The organism is Saccharothrix sp. 6-C (assembly GCF_016695385.1).
GTDB classification, from domain to species: domain Bacteria; phylum Actinomycetota; class Actinomycetes; order Mycobacteriales; family Pseudonocardiaceae; genus Actinosynnema; species Actinosynnema texasense.
This window is the reverse complement of the sequence record NZ_CP064192.1, coordinates 5,390,187-5,407,229: the sequence shown is the minus strand read 5'-3', so window position 1 is coordinate 5,407,229 and position 17,043 is coordinate 5,390,187. Positions and strand designations below refer to the sequence as shown.

Annotated in this window: 10 protein-coding genes; 9 read left to right on the top strand and 1 reads right to left on the bottom strand. The window is 70.9% G+C overall.

The window, feature by feature from the left end; translation table 11 throughout:
- The 6 genes from IOD16_RS22430 (at position 1) to IOD16_RS22405 (ending at position 9,181) form a co-directional block, all read left to right on the top strand.
- Entirely contained in the window at positions 1-1,191 is a 1,191-nt protein-coding gene (locus IOD16_RS22430) for a mandelate racemase/muconate lactonizing enzyme family protein (protein WP_201436000.1), read from the top strand.
- A 56-nt stretch (positions 1,192-1,247) separates the two neighbouring features.
- Positions 1,248-1,628: an L-rhamnose mutarotase gene (locus tag IOD16_RS22425; protein ID WP_236594282.1), complete on the top strand. Its 381-nt coding sequence runs from the start codon at positions 1,248-1,250 to the stop codon at positions 1,626-1,628.
- A gap of 241 nt (positions 1,629-1,869) precedes the next feature.
- On the top strand, positions 1,870-4,227 hold the full coding sequence (locus IOD16_RS22420) for a ricin-type beta-trefoil lectin domain protein (RefSeq protein WP_201435999.1): 2,358 nt from the start codon (positions 1,870-1,872) through the stop codon (positions 4,225-4,227).
- 209 nt (positions 4,228-4,436) lie between these two features.
- On the top strand, positions 4,437-6,260 hold the full coding sequence (locus IOD16_RS22415; RefSeq protein WP_201435998.1) for an alpha-galactosidase: 1,824 nt from the start codon (positions 4,437-4,439) through the stop codon (positions 6,258-6,260).
- A 280-nt stretch (positions 6,261-6,540) separates the two neighbouring features.
- Positions 6,541-7,980 (top strand): arabinofuranosidase catalytic domain-containing protein, encoded by a 1,440-nt coding sequence (locus IOD16_RS22410; RefSeq protein ID WP_201441508.1) that lies wholly within the window; start codon positions 6,541-6,543, stop codon positions 7,978-7,980.
- A gap of 76 nt (positions 7,981-8,056) precedes the next feature.
- Positions 8,057-9,181, top strand: a complete 1,125-nt coding sequence (locus IOD16_RS22405; RefSeq protein WP_236594281.1) for a ricin-type beta-trefoil lectin domain protein — start codon at positions 8,057-8,059, stop codon at positions 9,179-9,181.
- A 145-nt stretch (positions 9,182-9,326) separates the two neighbouring features.
- Here the strand turns inward: IOD16_RS22405 and IOD16_RS40515 are convergent, their stop codons facing one another.
- Complete coding sequence (locus IOD16_RS40515) at positions 9,327-10,826, bottom strand: endo-1,4-beta-xylanase (protein ID WP_236594280.1); 1,500 nt, start codon at positions 10,824-10,826, stop codon at positions 9,327-9,329.
- Positions 10,827-11,517: 691 nt separating this feature from the next.
- Between IOD16_RS40515 and IOD16_RS22395 the strand changes: the two genes are divergently transcribed.
- The 3 genes from IOD16_RS22395 to IOD16_RS22385 all read left to right on the top strand — a co-directional run bounded on the left by IOD16_RS22395 (position 11,518) and on the right by IOD16_RS22385 (position 17,034).
- Positions 11,518-13,164, top strand: a complete 1,647-nt coding sequence (locus IOD16_RS22395; RefSeq protein ID WP_201435997.1) for a glycoside hydrolase family 27 protein — start codon at positions 11,518-11,520, stop codon at positions 13,162-13,164.
- A 162-nt stretch (positions 13,165-13,326) separates the two neighbouring features.
- Complete coding sequence (locus IOD16_RS22390) at positions 13,327-14,799, top strand: glycoside hydrolase family 43 protein (protein WP_201435996.1); 1,473 nt, start codon at positions 13,327-13,329, stop codon at positions 14,797-14,799.
- A 450-nt stretch (positions 14,800-15,249) separates the two neighbouring features.
- Positions 15,250-17,034 (top strand): glycoside hydrolase family 6 protein, encoded by a 1,785-nt coding sequence (locus IOD16_RS22385; protein ID WP_201435995.1) that lies wholly within the window; start codon positions 15,250-15,252, stop codon positions 17,032-17,034.
- Positions 17,035-17,043: the final 9 nt, after the last annotated feature.

Here is a 17,043-nt window from a genome sequence, read left to right as displayed (position 1 = left end):
ATGCGCATCACTGGTTACCGGACCCTCACCACCGTCCAGGACTGGGGCCGCCCGATCGGCGACGCCAACGGCGTCTTCGCCGACGGCGTCGTCCGGGTGCCGATCGTCCTCGTCGAGACGGACGTGGGCATCACCGGCGTCGGGCTCGGCTCCCACGTGGAGATCGAGTCGATCTTCGCCGCTCTGGAGGGTGAGGACCCGCGCGGCGTCACCGCCCTCTACGACCGGATGCTGCGCCAGACGTTCAAGGCCGGTCACGCGGGCGCGGTCTTCGGCACCATCGGCGCCCTCGACACCGCGTTGTGGGACATCAAGGCTCAGGCCGCGGGCGAACCGCTGTGGCGGCTGCTCGGCGGGCGCGACCGCCGCGTGCCCGCGTACGCCTCCGGGGTGGACATCGGGCTGGGCGACGACGAGCTCGTGGCGCTGTACGAGAACTACGCCGCCCACGGCCTGCGGGTGGCGAAGCTCAAGGGAGGCCTCGACGTCGACCGGGACCGGGACCGCCTCATCCTGGTGCGCGACGTGCTCACCGCCGCCGGCGGGGGCACCCGGCCGGGGCTGATGCTCGACGTCAACGAAGCCCTGACCCGCAAGCAGGCGGTGCGCCACGTCAGCGAGCTCGAGCGCACGCTCGACCTGATCTGGATCGAGGAGCCGGTCCGGCGGTGGGACGCGGAGGGCCACGCGGCCGTCGGCCGCGGCGTCCGCGCGTCGGTCGCCAGCGGCGAGAACCTGACCGGCATCGAGCAGTACCGCCCGCTGATCTCGACGGGGGCGATCGACGTCGTCCAGGCGGCGGCGGGCTGGGGCATCACCCACTTCCTGCGGGTCTCGGTGCTCGCCCACGCCCACGACCTGCCCGTCAGCCCCATCGGCAACACCCCGGTCGGGCTGCTGCACGCCGCCACGTCCGTGCCGAACCACCTGGTCAGCGAGTTGCAGGACCTGCAACCGCCCTCGGGGATCTCGATCGACCTGCACGTCGAGGACGGCGCCTTCGTGCTGGGCGACAGCCCGGGGCTGGGCATCCGCGTCGACGAGGAGGCGATCGGCGCGTCCCGCCGCCGGCTCGCCGTCCCGGTGACCGAGGGTCCGCACGTCCGGCCGGAACGCGCCGGGCAGCGCCTGCTGGCCGTGGTCCAGGGCGTCGGCACGCCACCGGAGCCGCTGCACCCCCTGCACTCCTGATCGTCCGGCCCGACAACGATGTCGAGCCGGCCGCACCTCCCCTCTAGGAGTCCGATGTGGACCGCTTGCAACGCTATGGGATGGTCACCCGGCTGCGACCGGAGCGGCGCGACGACTACCTCCGGCTGCACGCCGCGGTCTGGCCGTCCGTCGAGCGGATGCTGATCGAGGCCAACATCCGCAACTTCACCATCTTCCTGCACGGCGACCTGCTCTTCGGCTACTACGAGTACACCGGCGAGGACCACGACGCCGACCAGGCGCGGATCGCGGCCGATCCGGAGTCGCAGCGCTGGTGGGCCTTGACCGACCCGTGCCAGGAGTCGCCGACCGCCCCGGAGTCCCCGGTCCGCTGGGAGCCGATGCGCGAGGTGTGGCACCTGACCCCCGACGCCGCCGTGCCGCCGCCGGGCGCCGAGCCACCGCTGTCCCGCTAGCCACCGCTCCCCCCACCGCGCCGCTCCCGCCCGGCGCCGCCCCGACCCGCCGCCTCTTCCGTCCGGCGCCGCTCGACGCGAGGCGTCCCGGCCGGCCACGTCCCCGTCCACCGGGTCCGCGGTCGCGGCCGGCACGCCCGCGCCACCACGAAGTGCCGTTCGACACCTCGACCGGGCGTCGCACCACACTCCAAGTCAGGAGGTCCCCTTGTTCGCGTCCTCTTCCGCGGTGCGAAGGCCGATGTCGGTCGGCGTTGCCGCCGCGGTCACGACCGCCGCCATCGCGGCGGTGGTTCTCGCACCCACCGCGTCCGCCGCCACGACCACCCTCTACGCCTCGCCGTCCGGCTCCGGCACCAGTTGTTCCGCCACCCAGCCGTGCTCGTTGCCCGGCGCGCAGGCCGCGGTGCGGTCGCGCACCGGCGGCATGTCCGGTGACATCGTCGTGCAGCTGGCCGACGGGGTGTACCGGCTCTCCGAGCCGCTGCGGCTGACCGCGGCGGACTCCGGCACCAACGGCTACCGCGTGCAGTGGCAGGCCGCGCCGTCCGCGCGTCCCGTCATCAGCGGCGCCCGGGCCGTCACCGGGTGGTCGGTCGTCGACGCCGGCCGGAACATCTGGCGGGCCACCGTCCCCGCCGGCACCGACTCGCGCCAGCTCTACGTCAACGGCGCGATCGCGACCCGGGCGCGCACGCAGGTGAACCGGGCCGACTTCACGTTCACCAGCACGGGGATGAGGTTCTCCAACACCGCGCTGAACTACCTGAACAGCGTGGGCAACCAGAACCGGGTCGAGGTGGAGAGCGTCAACTCGTTCACCGACCGGTACTCGCCCGTGCAGTCCATCAGCGGGAACTTCCTCACCATGCAGCAGCCCGCGTGGAACAACAACACCTTCGGGTACGACACGCTGACCCAGCCGCACCGGGCGGGGCCGTTCTACCTGGCCAACGCCTACGAGTTCCTGGACACGCCGGGGGAGTGGTACCTCAACCCCGGCACGGGCGCGCTGTCCTACATCCCGCTGGCAGGGCAGAACATGAGCACGGTCGGCGTGGAGCTGCCGGTGCTGCAGTCGCTGGTGGACGTCGGTGGCACCTATGACGCGCCGGCGCACCACATCTCGTTCACCGGGATCACGTTCACCGGCACCAGCTGGCTCGGACCCAGCAGCAACCAGGGGTACGCGGACCAGCAGACCGGCTCGTACCTGGCGGGCAACTGGAACTGGCCGGGCGACCGGCTGACCTCGTGCCAGAACGGCTGCACCCAGTTCGAGGCGGCGCGACCGCACTGGAACCAGATGCCCGCCGCCGTGCAGGTCTCCGCCGCCAACAACATCACCTTCAGCGAGTCGCAGTTCGTCAACCTGGGCCAGACGGCCATCGGCATCGGCAACGACGCCAACGCGCACGCCGGCGGTGTCGGGCTCGGCGCCAGCAACATCACGATCACGCGGTCGGAGATCGCCCGCAGCTCGGCCGGCGGCATCGTGGTCGGCGGCGTGCGCGCCGACGCGCACCACCCGAGCGACCAGCGGATGGTCAACCGGGACATCACCGTGAGCTACAACCGCATCCACGACCTCGGCGTCGAGTACCGGGGCAACGTCTCGGTGCTGAACACCTACGTCACCAACGCCACCGTCGCCCACAACGAGGTCTACAACATGCCGTACTCGGGCATGTCGATCGGCTACGGCTGGGGCGCCAACGACACCGGCGGCAACACCAACTACGCCAACCGCGGCCTGTACAACTACCAGCCGCGCTACACGACGCCCACCACCGCGTCCAACAACCGGCTCATCAACAACTACGTCCACGACGTCATGCAGCAGATGAACGACGGCGGGTGCATCTACACGCTGTCGTGGAACCCGGGCGCCTCGATCAGCGGGAACCACTGCCAGCGGACCAACGGCTACTTCGGGGTCTACTTCGACGAGGGCTCGAAGTACTACTCCGTCACGGGCAACGTCTTCAACAACACCGGCACGTGGGCCACCGCCAACTACTGGGGCGGCGAGAACATGGGCAACTGGACGGTCACCAACAACTGGTCGACCAACAGCAGCACCAACGTCACCAACGGCGACCGCGGCAACGTGGTGTCCGGCAACGCGGTCGTCACCAACGGCAACTGGCCGGCCGGCGCGCAGGCCGTGATGGCCAACGCCGGTCCGGGCGGCGGCACGAGCACCGGTCCGCAGAACGCGATGCTCGTGGGCGCCCAGTCGGGACGCTGCGCCGAGGTCGCGAGCGGGAGCGCCGGCGGGGCCCAGGCCCGGCTCTGGGACTGCGCCGGCGGCGCCAACCAGAGGTGGACCCTCACCGCGGGCAAGCAGTTGGTGGTCAACGGCAACAAGTGCCTGGACGCCAGCGGCGCGGGAACCGCGAACGGCACCGCGGCGATCATCTGGGACTGCAACGGGCAGACCAACCAGCAGTGGAACGTCAACGCCAACGGCACCATCACCGGGGTGCAGTCCGGGCTGTGCCTGGACGCCAGCGGCAACGGGACCGCGAACGGCACCCTGCTCCACCTCTGGTCGTGCCACGGCGGCACGAACCAGCAGTGGGGCGTGCGCAGCTGACCGACCGCGCGGGGGCCGGTCCGCCGGTCCCCGCGCGCCCATCTGATCGCTGGGCCGTGTGAGCGCTAACTACGGGCCTGGCCTTGACTACTCTCGCGGGCATCAGCAGACTCGGCGAAGCAGGTCGCCGGCCTGACGCCCACATGTGAGCGTGAACAATCAGTCCGGCGATCGGCGGAGCGCCCTCTCGACGACGAGCAGGAGGCACCGTGGGTGGAGTCCGGACGTCAGCCTCGCGCAAGGCGGGCGTGGTGCTCGCCGCCGCGGCCCTGCTGGCCACCACGTTCACGTCGGGATCGGAGGAGCCGGCGATGGCGTGGGACAACGGGGTCGCCACGACCCCGCCGCTGGGGTGGAACAGCTACGACTCGTTCAACTGGAACGTGACCGAGGCGCAGGTCAAGGCGAACGCCGACTACATGAGGGACAACCTCAAGCAGCACGGCTGGCAGTACATCGTCGTCGACTGGGCCTGGTACCGCCCCGGCAGCGGCTCGGGCGCGCCGAGCCAGGACGCCAACCTCCAGCCCCGGCTGCGCACCGACGCCAACGGCCTGCTCCTGCCCGACACCACCAGGTTCCCCTCCGCTTCGGGTACCAACGGCTTCAAGCCGCTGGCCGACTACATCCACGCGGGCGGCCTGAAGTTCGGCGTGCACCTGATGCGCGGCATCCCGCGCCAGGTGGTGGCCGACAACCTCCCCGTGCCGGGCACGAGCTGCCGGGCGAACGAGATCGAGAACAACACCACGGCGGCCTGGTTGAACCTCAACTGGGGCCTGGACATGGCCAACCCGTGCGCCCAGGCCTACCTGGACGCCCAGTTCACGCTGCTCGCCTCGTGGGGCGTCGACTACGTCAAGGTCGACGACATCGCCGCCCCGACCTACCGGCAGGCCGAGATCGAGGGCTACAAGCTGGCGATCCAGCGCAGCGGCCGGCCGATGGTGCTCAGCCTGTCCCCGGGCCCGACGTCGACCGGCAACGGCGCGCACGTCGCCGAGAACGCCAACATGTGGCGCGTCGTCAACGACCTGTGGGACAACTGGTCGTCGTTGGACGCCCTGTTCGAGCGGCTGCACGCGTGGACGCCGCACCGCAGGCCCGGCGCGTGGCCCGACCCGGACATGATCCCGATCGGCCGCCTGTCGCAGCAGGGACCGGTGGGTTCGCCGCGCTACTCCAACCTGACCCCCGACGAGCAGCGCACCCTGATGACGCTCTGGTCCATCACGCGCTCGCCGCTGATGTGGGGCGGGGACCTGACCCAGAACCGGGCCGCGGAACTGGCGCTGATGACGAACGCCGCCGTGCTGGCGGTCGACCAGCACAGCACCGGCAACCGGCAGCTCTTCTCGGGCACGCACACGGCGTGGACGGCGAACGCGCCGAGCGGCGGCGACAAGTACCTCGCGCTGTTCAACCGGGGCAGCGGCACGGCCACCGTGTCGGCGACGCTGGCCGACCTGGGCATCGGCTCCGCCACCGCGGTGGACCTGTGGTCGGGCGCGAGCCTGGGCACGGTGAGCGGCACGCTGTCCCGCTCGCTGCCGGCGCACGGCTCCGGCCTCTACCGGCTCACCCCGCAGACCACCGTGCCGGTGCCGACCGCGGAGACGTTCACCGCGCGGCACAGCGGCAAGGTCGCCGACGTCTACAACGCCTCGACCGCCGACGGCGGCACCGTGGTGCAGTGGGGCGCGAACGGCCAGGCCAACCAGCGCTGGCGGGTGCGCGACGTCGGCGGCGGCCACCACGAGGTCGTCAACGTGGGCAGCGGGAAGTGCCTGGACGTCTACGGCGGCGCACCGGCCACCGGTGACGGGGTCCGGGTCGTCCAGTGGACGTGCAACTCGGGCGCGAACCAGCGCTGGCGGTTCGAGGACGCGGGCGACGGCTACGCGCGACTGGTCGCCCAGCACAGCGGCAAGTGCCTGACCGTGGCCGACGGCTCGACCGCGGACGGCGCCCAGCTCGTCCAGCGGACCTGCGACGGCAGCACCGCCCAGCACTGGCGGCGGCAGAACGCGTGACCGCCCCGGGAGGGGTGGTCGCGGCGGTGGCGAGGGAGTCGGAACCGTTGCTTTAGCGCTCTTTTAGCGCTTACCGTCGGCACGATTCGAGGCGATTCGCGATTCTGCCCGCGATCCGCTCGTCATTCCGCGCGCCCGGCCGCCGGGTGCGCGACCGTCGCCGCTCGCCCTGCCCTCCCACATCGTCGTAGGAGAGAAAATGCAGCCTTCACCCGTTTCCCCGGCGGGGCCAGTGCAGCGGTGGTGGCGCTCGCCGGCCGCGGTGCGCTCGCGCGTCGTGATGGCGCTGGCCCTGCTGCCCGCGGCGTTCCTGACGTGGTCCGCGCCGGTGAGCGCGTCGGCGGCCGGCACGGGGCCGTGCGACATCTACGCGTCGGGCGGCACGCCCTGCGTGGCCGCGCACAGCACCACGCGGGCGCTCTACGGCTCGTACGCCGGGAACCTCTACCAGGTGAGGCGTTCCTCGGACAGCACGACGAGGGACGTCGGCGTGCTGACCGCGGGCGGCACCGCGAACGCGGCGGCGCAGGACTCGTTCTGCGCGGGCTCCACCTGCGTGATCACGGTGGTCTACGACCAGTCCGGGCGGGGCAACGACCTGTGGTACCAGGGTTCGTCCGTGGTCCCGGGCTCGCCCCAGAGCAGGCCGGCGGTCGCGACGTCGGAATCGGTGGCGGTCGGCGGCAGCAAGGCGTACTCGCTCTACATCAACCCGGGCAACAGCTACTGGCGTGACGGCCACCTGACGGGCGTGCCGACCGGCGCCGCGCCGGAAGGCATGTACATGGTGACCAGCGGCACGCACGTGAACAGCGGCTGCTGCTTCGACTACGGCAACAGCGAGACGACCCGGAAGGCCGACGCGGCCGGCGCGATGGACGCGATCAACTTCAGCACGCAGTGCTGGTTCGGCGGGTGCTCCGGCACGGGACCGTGGGTGCAGGCGGACCTCGAGTGGGGCCTGTTCCCCGGCGGCAGCCAGCAGTGGAACCCGAACCAGCGCGCCTTCCCCAACAGGTTCGTCACGGCCATGCTGAAGAACAACGGGACCACGCGGTTCGCGCTCAAGGGCAGCGACGCGCAGGCAGGCGGCCTGACCACGTTGTACGACGGCGCGCTGCCCAACGGGTACAGCCCGATGAAGAAGCAGGGCGCCATCATCCTGGGCAGCGGCGGCGACTGCTGCAAGCCCGACGGCGGCGCGAACCTCAGCGCGGGCACCTTCTACGAAGGGGCCATGGTCGCGGGCTACCCGTCCGACGCGACCGAGAGCGCGGTGCAGGCCAACGTCGTCGCGGCCGGGTACACCACCGGCGGCAACCCGAACCCGGGCGGTGGCGCGGTGCGCGCCGTGGGCGCGGGCAAGTGCCTCGACGTGCCGAACGGGACGGCGGGCACGCAGGCCCGGATCTGGGACTGCCAGGGCAGCGCCGGCCAGACCTGGACCCGGACCTCCTCCGGCCAGCTGGCCGTGTACACCGGCTCCGCCCAGATGTGCCTCGACGCCTACGGCCAGGGGACGAGCGCGGGCACGAAGGCGGTCCTCTGGTCCTGCAACGGCCAGGCCAACCAGCGCTGGAACGTCAACGCCAACGGCACGATCACCGGCGCGCAGTCCGGCCTGTGCCTGGACGTGTCCGGCGCGTCCACGGCCAACGGCGCCCAGGTGCAGCTGTGGACCTGCAACGGCGGCGCCAACCAGCAGTGGGGCGTCAGCTGATCCCCACCACGAGTTCGTGACTCGACAGCGGTCCGGCACGCCGTGCCGGACCGCGGCTCAACCCCGAGGAGTGCAAGTGCGACAACGCCTCAGCAGATTCGCCGCGCGTGCCGCGGCCCTGACCACCGCCGCGCTGGTCACCGCCGCGCTGCTGCCGGCCGGCCAGGCCGCCGCCGAGTCCAACGGCGGGGTGCGGGTCATGCCGTTGGGCGACTCGATCACCGAGGGCACGCAGGTGCCCGGTGGTTACCGGATCGGGCTGTGGCAGCGGTTCGGGTCCGGCAACTACCGGGTGGACTTCGTCGGCTCGCAGTTCAACGGCCCCGGGTCCCTCGGGGACCACGACCACCAGGGCCACCCGGGCTGGCGCATCGACCAGATCGACGCGAACGTCGTCACGTGGCTGCGCAACACCACGCCGCGCACGGTGCTGCTGCACATCGGCACCAACGACATCCTGCAGAACTACAACGTGGCCAACGCGCCCGCTCGCCTGTCGGCGCTCGTCGACCGCATCACCGCGACCGTGCCGAACGCCGACGTGTTCGTCGCGACGATCATCCCGCTGGCCAACTCCGGCCAGGAGGCCGCCGCCCGGACCTTCAACGCCACGATCCCCGGCATGGTGCAGAGCAAGGTCAACGCGGGCAAGCGCGTGCGGCTGGTGGACATGCACGCCGCGTTGACCACGGCCGACCTGATCGACGGCGTCCACCCGACCGCGACCGGCTACGACAAGATGGCCGCGACCTGGTACAACGCGCTGCGCGCCGTGCCGGGGAGCATCGGGGACCCGGTCGCCTCGCAGGGCAGGCAGATCGTCGGCACGGCGTCGGGCCGTTGTCTCGACGTGCCGGGTTCGACGACTTCCAACGGCACGCAGCTGCAGCTGTGGGACTGCCACGGCCAGCCCAACCAGTCGTGGACGCAGAACTCGGCCAAGCAGTTGGTCGTCTACGGCACCAAGTGCCTGGACGCCTACGGCCGCGGCACCGCCAACGGCACGCAGGTGGCGATCTGGGACTGCCACGGCGACACGAACCAGCAGTGGAACGTCAACGCCAACGGCACGATCACCAACGTGCAGTCCGGCCTGTGCCTGGACGCGTCCAACTACGGCACCGCCAACGGCACCAAGCTGGTCCTGTGGGCGTGCTCCGGGCAGGCCAACCAGCAGTGGACCCTGCGCGCCGCGGCCTGATCACGACATCGAACCAGCGCCCACCGGGCAGTTCGACGGCGATTCCGCGGAATCACCGTTCCCGGTGGGCGCTGGTTCGCGTTCCGCGCGGCGCGGCGGCTGGGATGCCGCCGCGCCGCGGGCCCCTACCCGGGGCGGGGGAGGGTCAGCCGACGCGGACGAGCTGCCACTGCTGGTTGTTGCCGCCCGTGTCGCCGTACTGCACGACGTTCGCGCCGTCGGCCGTGGACGAGCCCTGGATCTCGACGGCCTTGTTGCTGTTGCGGTTGACCAAGCGCACGTAGCCGCCCGACTCGACCGCCCGGAACTGCTGGTTGACGCCGCTGTGGTCGGTCCACTGCTGGATCACGGCGCCGTCGGCGGTCGACGAGTTCGGCACGTCGAGCACCTTGCCGGAGTGGCGCGACTTGACGCGGTAGTAGCCGCTGCCGGAGTCGAGGAACTGCCACTGCTGGTTGGCGCCGCTGTTGCGGGTCCACTGGGTGATGCGCCCGCCGTCGTTGGTGGCCAGGCCGTACACGTCCAACGCCTTGCCGCTGTTGCGGTTCACCAGCACGTACCACGCGCTCGGGTCGATGACCCCGGGCTGGGGGTTGGAGCCGGCGTTGAGGGCGTTGAGGACGGAGGTGTAGGCGGCCTTCTTGTTGCCGGAGCCGTCGAACAGCAGCGGCGTGCCGTAGGAGCGCCAGGAGTCGGTGTCGCGGATGCCCCAGACGGTGATGCCGGCGCAGCGGGTGACGGCCAGGCACGCGTTCACGACGCGCTCGTAGTTCGACGCCTGCGCGGAGCCGGAGCCCTCGATGTCCAGCTCGGTGATCTGGACGTCGACGCCGAGGTTCGCGAAGTTCTGCAACGTGGTCTGGTAGTTGGAGGGCACCGGGCTCTGGGCGTTGAAGTGCGACTGGAAGCCGACGCAGTCGATGGGCACGCCGCGGGACTTGAAGTCCTGGACCATCCGGTAGACGGCCTGGGTCTTGGCGTGGGACCAGTCGTCGGTGTTGTAGTCGTTGTAGCAGAGCTTGGCGTTCGGGTCCGCCGTGCGGGCGGCGCGGAACGCGGCCTCGATCCAGTCGTTGCCGGTGCGCTGGAGGTTGGAGTCGCGCCGCGCGCCGGAGCTGCCGTCCTGGAACGCCTCGTTCACCACGTCCCAGGCGTAGATCTTGCCGGCGTAGTACGTGGCGACCTTGGTGACGTGGTTGAGCATCGCCGACCGGAGGGCGCTGCCCGACATGTTCTGCATCCAGCCCGGCTGCTGGGAGTGCCACGCCAGGGTGTGGCCGCGCACCCGCTTGCCCTGGGACCGGGCGAGGTTGACGATCCGGTCGGCGTTGCCGTAGCTGAACTGGTTCTGGTTAGGCTCGGTCGCGTCGATCTTCATCTCGTTCTCGGCCGTGACCATGTCGAACTCGCGCTGCAGGAGCCCGGAGTAGGTCGAGTCGCCGAGCCTGCCCGCGGCCACGGCGGTGCCGAAGTACCGGCCCTTCTCCGCCGCCGCGGCGCCCAAGGTCGCGCCCGCGGCGCCGGCCGGACCGGCGGCCGCCAACGACAGCACGCTGGCGACCAGTCCGGTGACGAGCAGCAACGCCGTTGTTCTCGACCGGCGCGCGAGCGCCGGTCGAATGACCGCTCGTGTCGAGTGTTCCATCAGATGCCCTTCGGGTCGGCCACCGCGGGCTCGGGTGCCCGCGGTGGCGGGGACGCCGTCGACGGCCGCAGGGCCGGACCGCCACCGGGTGCGCGTGTGTTAGCGCTAACACCAGGGCTGGAGGGCCACTTGGTGCGAAAAGGGCGCATCAGGGTGCGGCAACATGGCCACGGACGTCGGTCGGCGCCCTTCAGACTGTGAACGATGGCACACGGTCGGTCAAGATGTGACGCAACTGTTTCGGACGGGGAGGCGAAGGGGTCGGGCCTTCGTCGGATCACCCGGATGTCCTGTCGGGGCTTCCGGCAGCGGCGGCGTTTACCCGCTGTCTGATGTGGAGCGAGGTCGTCCTGCCCGGCTGCGGCGGCGAACGGGCAGGGCGGGGTTTCGCGTGCCGCGCCGGCCGGACCCGGTCGGTCGTTGGTCCGAACGGGGCAACTTGCCGTCCGTTGCCCCGCCGCGTGGTCCCCGATAAGACCTGGTCCGGCTCGGCTGTCGTCCGGCAGCTCAAAAGTTAGCGCTCACATTTAGCTTTGACCCGTCTTGGTTGGCCATAGTTTCATGGGCGTGACATCAGGCCGCGTCGTCCCGGGTGTGATCCGCCCGGAGCGCCGCCACGACCGCTGTGCGCGGTGCGACGAGGTGAGCCGAGTCGGACCGCATCCCTTGAGCCGAAACCGAAGGGGCGACGATGCCCACCCGTACACGTGGACGACTGCTCCACCTCGCCATGGCGGCCGTCGCGGCGCTGGGCGTGGTCACCGCGGGGCCCACCGCGCCCGCCGCCCAGGCCGCGCCGGGAAGCCCCGCGCTGACCCCGCCGATGGGGTGGAACAGCTGGAACAGCTTCGGGTGCGGCATCACCGAGGCGCAGGTCCGGCAGGCCGCGGATGCGATGGTGTCGTCGGGGATGCGCGACGCGGGGTACCAGTACGTGGTGGTCGACGACTGCTGGTTCGACCCGCAGCGCGACTCGTCGGGCAACCTGCGTGCCCATCCGACGAAGTTCCCCAGCGGGATGAAGGCGCTCGGGGACTACATCCACGGCAAGGGCCTGAAGTTCGGCATCTACCAGGCGCCCAACGAGAAGACCTGCGCCCAGGGGGTGGGCACGCATCCGGGCTCGACCGGCAGCAAGGGCCACGAGGTGCAGGACGCCCGGTCGTTCGCCTCCTGGGGCGTGGACTACCTGAAGTACGACTGGTGCTCAGGCAGCGGCACGCGGGACGAGCAGATCGCGCGGTTCACGATCATGCGCGACGCCCTGCGCGCGACCGGTCGTCCGATCGTCTACAGCATCAACTCCAACAGCTTCCACGCGCCGACGGGGGACAAGTACGACTGGGGTGAGGTCGCCGACCTGTGGCGGACCACCGAGGACCTGCTGGACATCTGGCAGAACGGCAACACCAACAGCTACCCGATGGGCGTGGGCAACGTCCTGGACGTCACCGCGCCGTTGGCGGCGCAGACCGGTCCGGGCAACTGGAACGATCCCGACATGCTCGTCGTCGGCCGTCCGGGGTTGAGCCTGACCGAGTCGCGCGCGCACTTCGCGTTGTGGGCGTTGATGGCCTCGCCGTTGATGGCGGGCAACGACATCCGCACGATGTCCGGTGACGTGAGCGCGGTGCTGCGCAACCCGCGGCTGATCGCGGTGAACCAGGACCGGCTGGGCGCGGGCGGGCGCCGGGTGCGCGACGACGGCAACACCGAGGTCTTCGCCAAGACCCTGTCCGACGGCTCGGTCGCGGTCGGTCTGTTCAACCGGGGCAGTGGGACCGCCACGGTGTCCACCACGGCCGCCCAGGCCGGCCTGTCGGGCAGCTCGTTCACCCTCACCGACCTGTGGACCGGCGGCACGTCCACCACCTCGGGCACGATCTCGGCGAGCGTGCCCGCGCACGGCGTGGCCGCGTTCCGCGTCTCCGGCGGGAGCCCGATCTCCGCCACCACCTCCCGCCTGCGGGGCGCCGGCTCCAACCGCTGCGCCGACATCGAGAACGGCTCCACCGCCGCCGGCGCGACCGTGCTGCTCTGGGACTGCCACACGGCCGCCAACCAGCTGTGGACCACCTGGGCGGGTGGCGAGATCCGGGTGTTCGGCGACAAGTGCCTCGACGCCTACAACCAGGGCACCACCAACGGCACCCGGGTGATCACGTGGTCCTGCAACGGGCAGGACAACCAGAAGTGGACCCTCGGCTCCGACGGGTCCATCCGCAACACCCGCGCCGGCCTGTGCCTGGACGCCGACCAGGCCGCCACCGCCAACGGGACCCGGCTCATCCTGTGGACCTGCAACGGCCAGGGCAACCAGAAGTGGAGCCGCGTCTGACGGTGACCCGTGCGACGCGCCCGCCCTGCGGCGCCGCCGCGTCACGCACCACGTGAGCGCTGCTCCCCGGGACCCGGTCCCCTCGCGCACAGCCCCGCGAGCGGACCGGGTCCGCCCCGCGTCGATCCCCGACGCCCCCACGACAACCAGGGAAGGAGCACCGTGCGCACCGCCCGCAACCCCGTGATCGGTGGTTCCCACCCGGACCCGAGCGTCTGCCGGGTCGGCGAGGACTACTACCTCGTGTGCTCCAGCTTCGAGTACTTCCCGGGCGTGCCGCTCTTCCACAGCCGCGACCTCGTGAGCTGGCGGCAGGTCGGCAACGTCCTCAAGCGGCCGGACCAGCTGCGGCCGGCCGCCGGCACGCCCACCTCGCGCGGCATCCACCAGCCCACCATCCGCCACCACGGCGGCAGGTTCTGGGTGACCGCGACGGACCTGTCGGCGGGTGGCACGTTCGTCGTCACGACGGACCGCCTCGCCGGGCGGTGGTCGGACCCCGTGTGGCTCGACCTGCCCGGTGTCGTGCCCGACCTGGCCTGGGACGAGAACGGCGACTGCTGGTGCGTCACCGCCGACGGGCGCACGGCGCGCATCGACCCCTACCGGGGAACCGTGCTGGAAGGGCCGTGGCCGACGTGGAGCGGTGGCGACACCTCCAGCCCGAAGACGCCCCACCTGTACCACGTCGGAGCTTGGTGGTACCTGCTGTTCGAGCGCGGCCAGTCGCTGATGGTCTCCCGCGCGCGCACGCCGCGCGGGCCGTTCGAGCCCGCCCCGGGCACCTTCGTGGACACCGCCGGGCCGACCCGGGGCAGCGGTCGCGCGGACCTGGTCACGACTCCGGACGGCGCCTGGTGGCTGGTGCGGCCCGGGACCCGGGAGCACCCGTCGGGCTTCCACGTGCTGGGGCAGGAGGTCTTCCTGACGCCGGTGCGCTGGCGGGACGAGTGGCCCGAGGTGGTCGGGGTGGCCGAGGCCGCGCCGATGCCGGCGGAGCCGCACGTGCCGCCGACGCAGTTCGCGCGCGACGACTTCGACGACTTCGTGCTGGCGCCGTCCTGGATCTCGCCGCGCGGGCTGCCGGACGGGTCCTGGTCGTTGACCGAACGCCCCGGCTGGCTGACGCTGCACGCGACCGGCGACACCCTCGACCGACCCGGCTGCACCTTCGTGGGCAGCCGGCTGCGGCACCTCGAATCGCGGGTCTCGGTCCGCCTCGACCCCGGCACGGCGCGGGCGGGGCTGAGCATCCGGCGCGACGAGGCGCACCGCTACGACTTCGAGGTCGTGCCCGGTCGGGTGGACGTGGTCGCCAGGATCGGGCCGGTGCGCCAGGTCGTGGCCAGCCGCACCAGACCTCCCGGGCCGATCACGCTCACCGTCGTCACCCGCACGACCGACCTGGTGCCGCCGTCGTTCGTGCGGCCGACCGACGACCCGGCGGGCGTCGAGCCCTCGGGGCCGGACACCATCGCGTTCCACGTCGGCGACGACGCGGGCCCCTTGGCGGAGTTGGACGGCCGGTACCTGTCGCCCGAAGTCACCGCGGGCCTCGCCGGGCGGGTCGTCGGCATGTACGTCACGCGTGGCGTCGCGGCGTTCGACTGGTTCGACTACCGCGGCTTCAACTGATCCTCACCGACGGTGGCGCACGGCGCGCCACCGTATTGTGCGCGCTAACAAAATTGGTCAAAACCAATCACCCTATTGGTTCAGATGGGCGAACTTGACCGACAAAGTAGCCAAAACCGCACTTGACAGGCGTGATCATCTGTGGCGCGAAAGGGTTTCGTAACCCGTTGCGCTAAAGTTAGCGCTAACACCTTTAGCATTTCCGGCAATTGACGGCACTGCTTCGCCTGGTTACATTCGACCCGAAGTGAACCCTCTCCGGCGGGGGCTGAACCCGCTGCGCGGCCCTGCCGTGACCACCGTCAACGACGACCGGTTCGCGACCTCGCCCGACGGCAGTTGCCGTGCCGAAAACCCGCGGTGGACGAGCAGTCGGGCGAACCCAGTTCTGGGAGCGCTCCCGGAAAGCTTCACCCCCAACCCACAGCACCGACGCTGCGAGGACCCTGAATGAGTGCAACGAAACTGGCACGCGGCGGCGCCGCTGCCGCGGCCCTGACCCTGTGCGCGGGGTTGTTGACGCTGGCGAGCACCTCGGCCAGCGCGGCACCCGGCTGTTCGGTCGACTACCAGGTCAACCAGTGGGACAGCGGCTTCACGGCCAACGTCACGCTCAAGAACCTCGGCGACCCCATCTCGGGCGGGTGGACCCTGGAATGGGACTTCCCGGGCACCCAGAAGATCACCAACGGCTGGAGCGCGACCTACGCCCAGTCAGGTCAGCACGTGAGCGCGAAGAGCCCCTCGTGGGCGTCGTCGCTGCCCACGGGTGGAAGCGCGACCATGGGTTTCAACGCCTCGTACTCGGGCACGAACGCCCTGCCCACGTCGTTCAAGCTCAACGGGAACACGTGTGGCGGCGGCCCGACGTCGACCACGACGTCGACGTCGACCTCCACGTCGACCTCGACCTCGACGACCACCTCCACCACGACGACCACGACGACGCCGGACAACCCCGGTGACCACGTGGCCAACCCGTACGCGGGCGCGAAGGGGTACCTGAACCCCGACTACGTCACGAACGTCAACAGCCTGGCCGACGCGACCGGTGGCGCCCTGGGCACGTCCATGCGCAAGGTGGCCCAGAACTCCACCGCCGTGTGGATGGACCGCATCGGCGCCATCACCGCCGGTCGTGGTCTGACGGGCCACCTCGACGAGGCGCTGCGGCAGTCCGCGGGCGGCACGCCGGTGGTGATCCAGGTCGTCGTCTACGACCTGCCCAACCGCGACTGCGCCGCGCTCGCGTCCAACGGCGAGCTCAAGGTCAGCGAGAACGGCCTGGCCCGCTACAAGGCTGAGTACATCGACCCCATCGCCGCGATCCTGGCCGACCCGAAGTACCGCTCCCTGCGGATCGTCGCGATCGTCGAGCCCGACTCGCTGCCGAACCTGGTGACGAACCTGAGCAAGCCGAAGTGCGCCGAGGCCAACACCAGCGGCGCCTACGTCCAGGGCATCCAGTACGCCCTGAGCAAGCTCAGCGCGATCTCGAACGTCTACAACTACATCGACATCGGCCACGCCGGCTGGCTCGGCTGGGACACCAACATGGGTCCCTCGGTCACGTTGATCGCCAACACCATCAAGGGCGCCACCAAGGGCGTCAACAGCATCGACGGCTTCGTGTCGAACCTGGCCAACACCTCGCCGACCGACGAGGTCAACCTGCCCGACCCGAACCTCACCGTCGGCAGCCAGCAGCTGCGGTCCGCGAGCTTCTACCAGTGGAACCCGTACTTCGACGAGGCCGACTTCGGCACCGAGATGCGCAACCGGTTCATCTCGGCCGGTTTCCCCAGCGGCATCGGCATGCTGATCGACACCTCCCGCAACGGCTGGGGCGGCCCGAACCGGCCGACCGGCGCCAGCGGGTCCACCGTGGACGCGTACGTGAACTCCGGCCGCATCGACCGCAAGCTGCACCGGGGCAACTGGTGCAACCAGAGCGGCGCCGGCATCGGCGCACGGCCCACCGCCGCGCCGCGCTCGGGCTTCGACGCCTACGTCTGGATCAAGCCCCCGGGCGAGTCCGACGGCATCGCGACCAAGACCGACGGCCCCAACGAGGAGGGCAAGCAGCACGACCCGATGTGCGACCCGACCTTCCGCGGTGACGACCAGGCCAACGGCGGCAACCTGACCGGCGCCATGGCCGGCGCCCCGCACGCGGGCTCGTGGTTCCCCGCCGGGTTCACCTCGCTCGTGCAGAACGCCTACCCGGCCCTGTGAAGGGGGTGA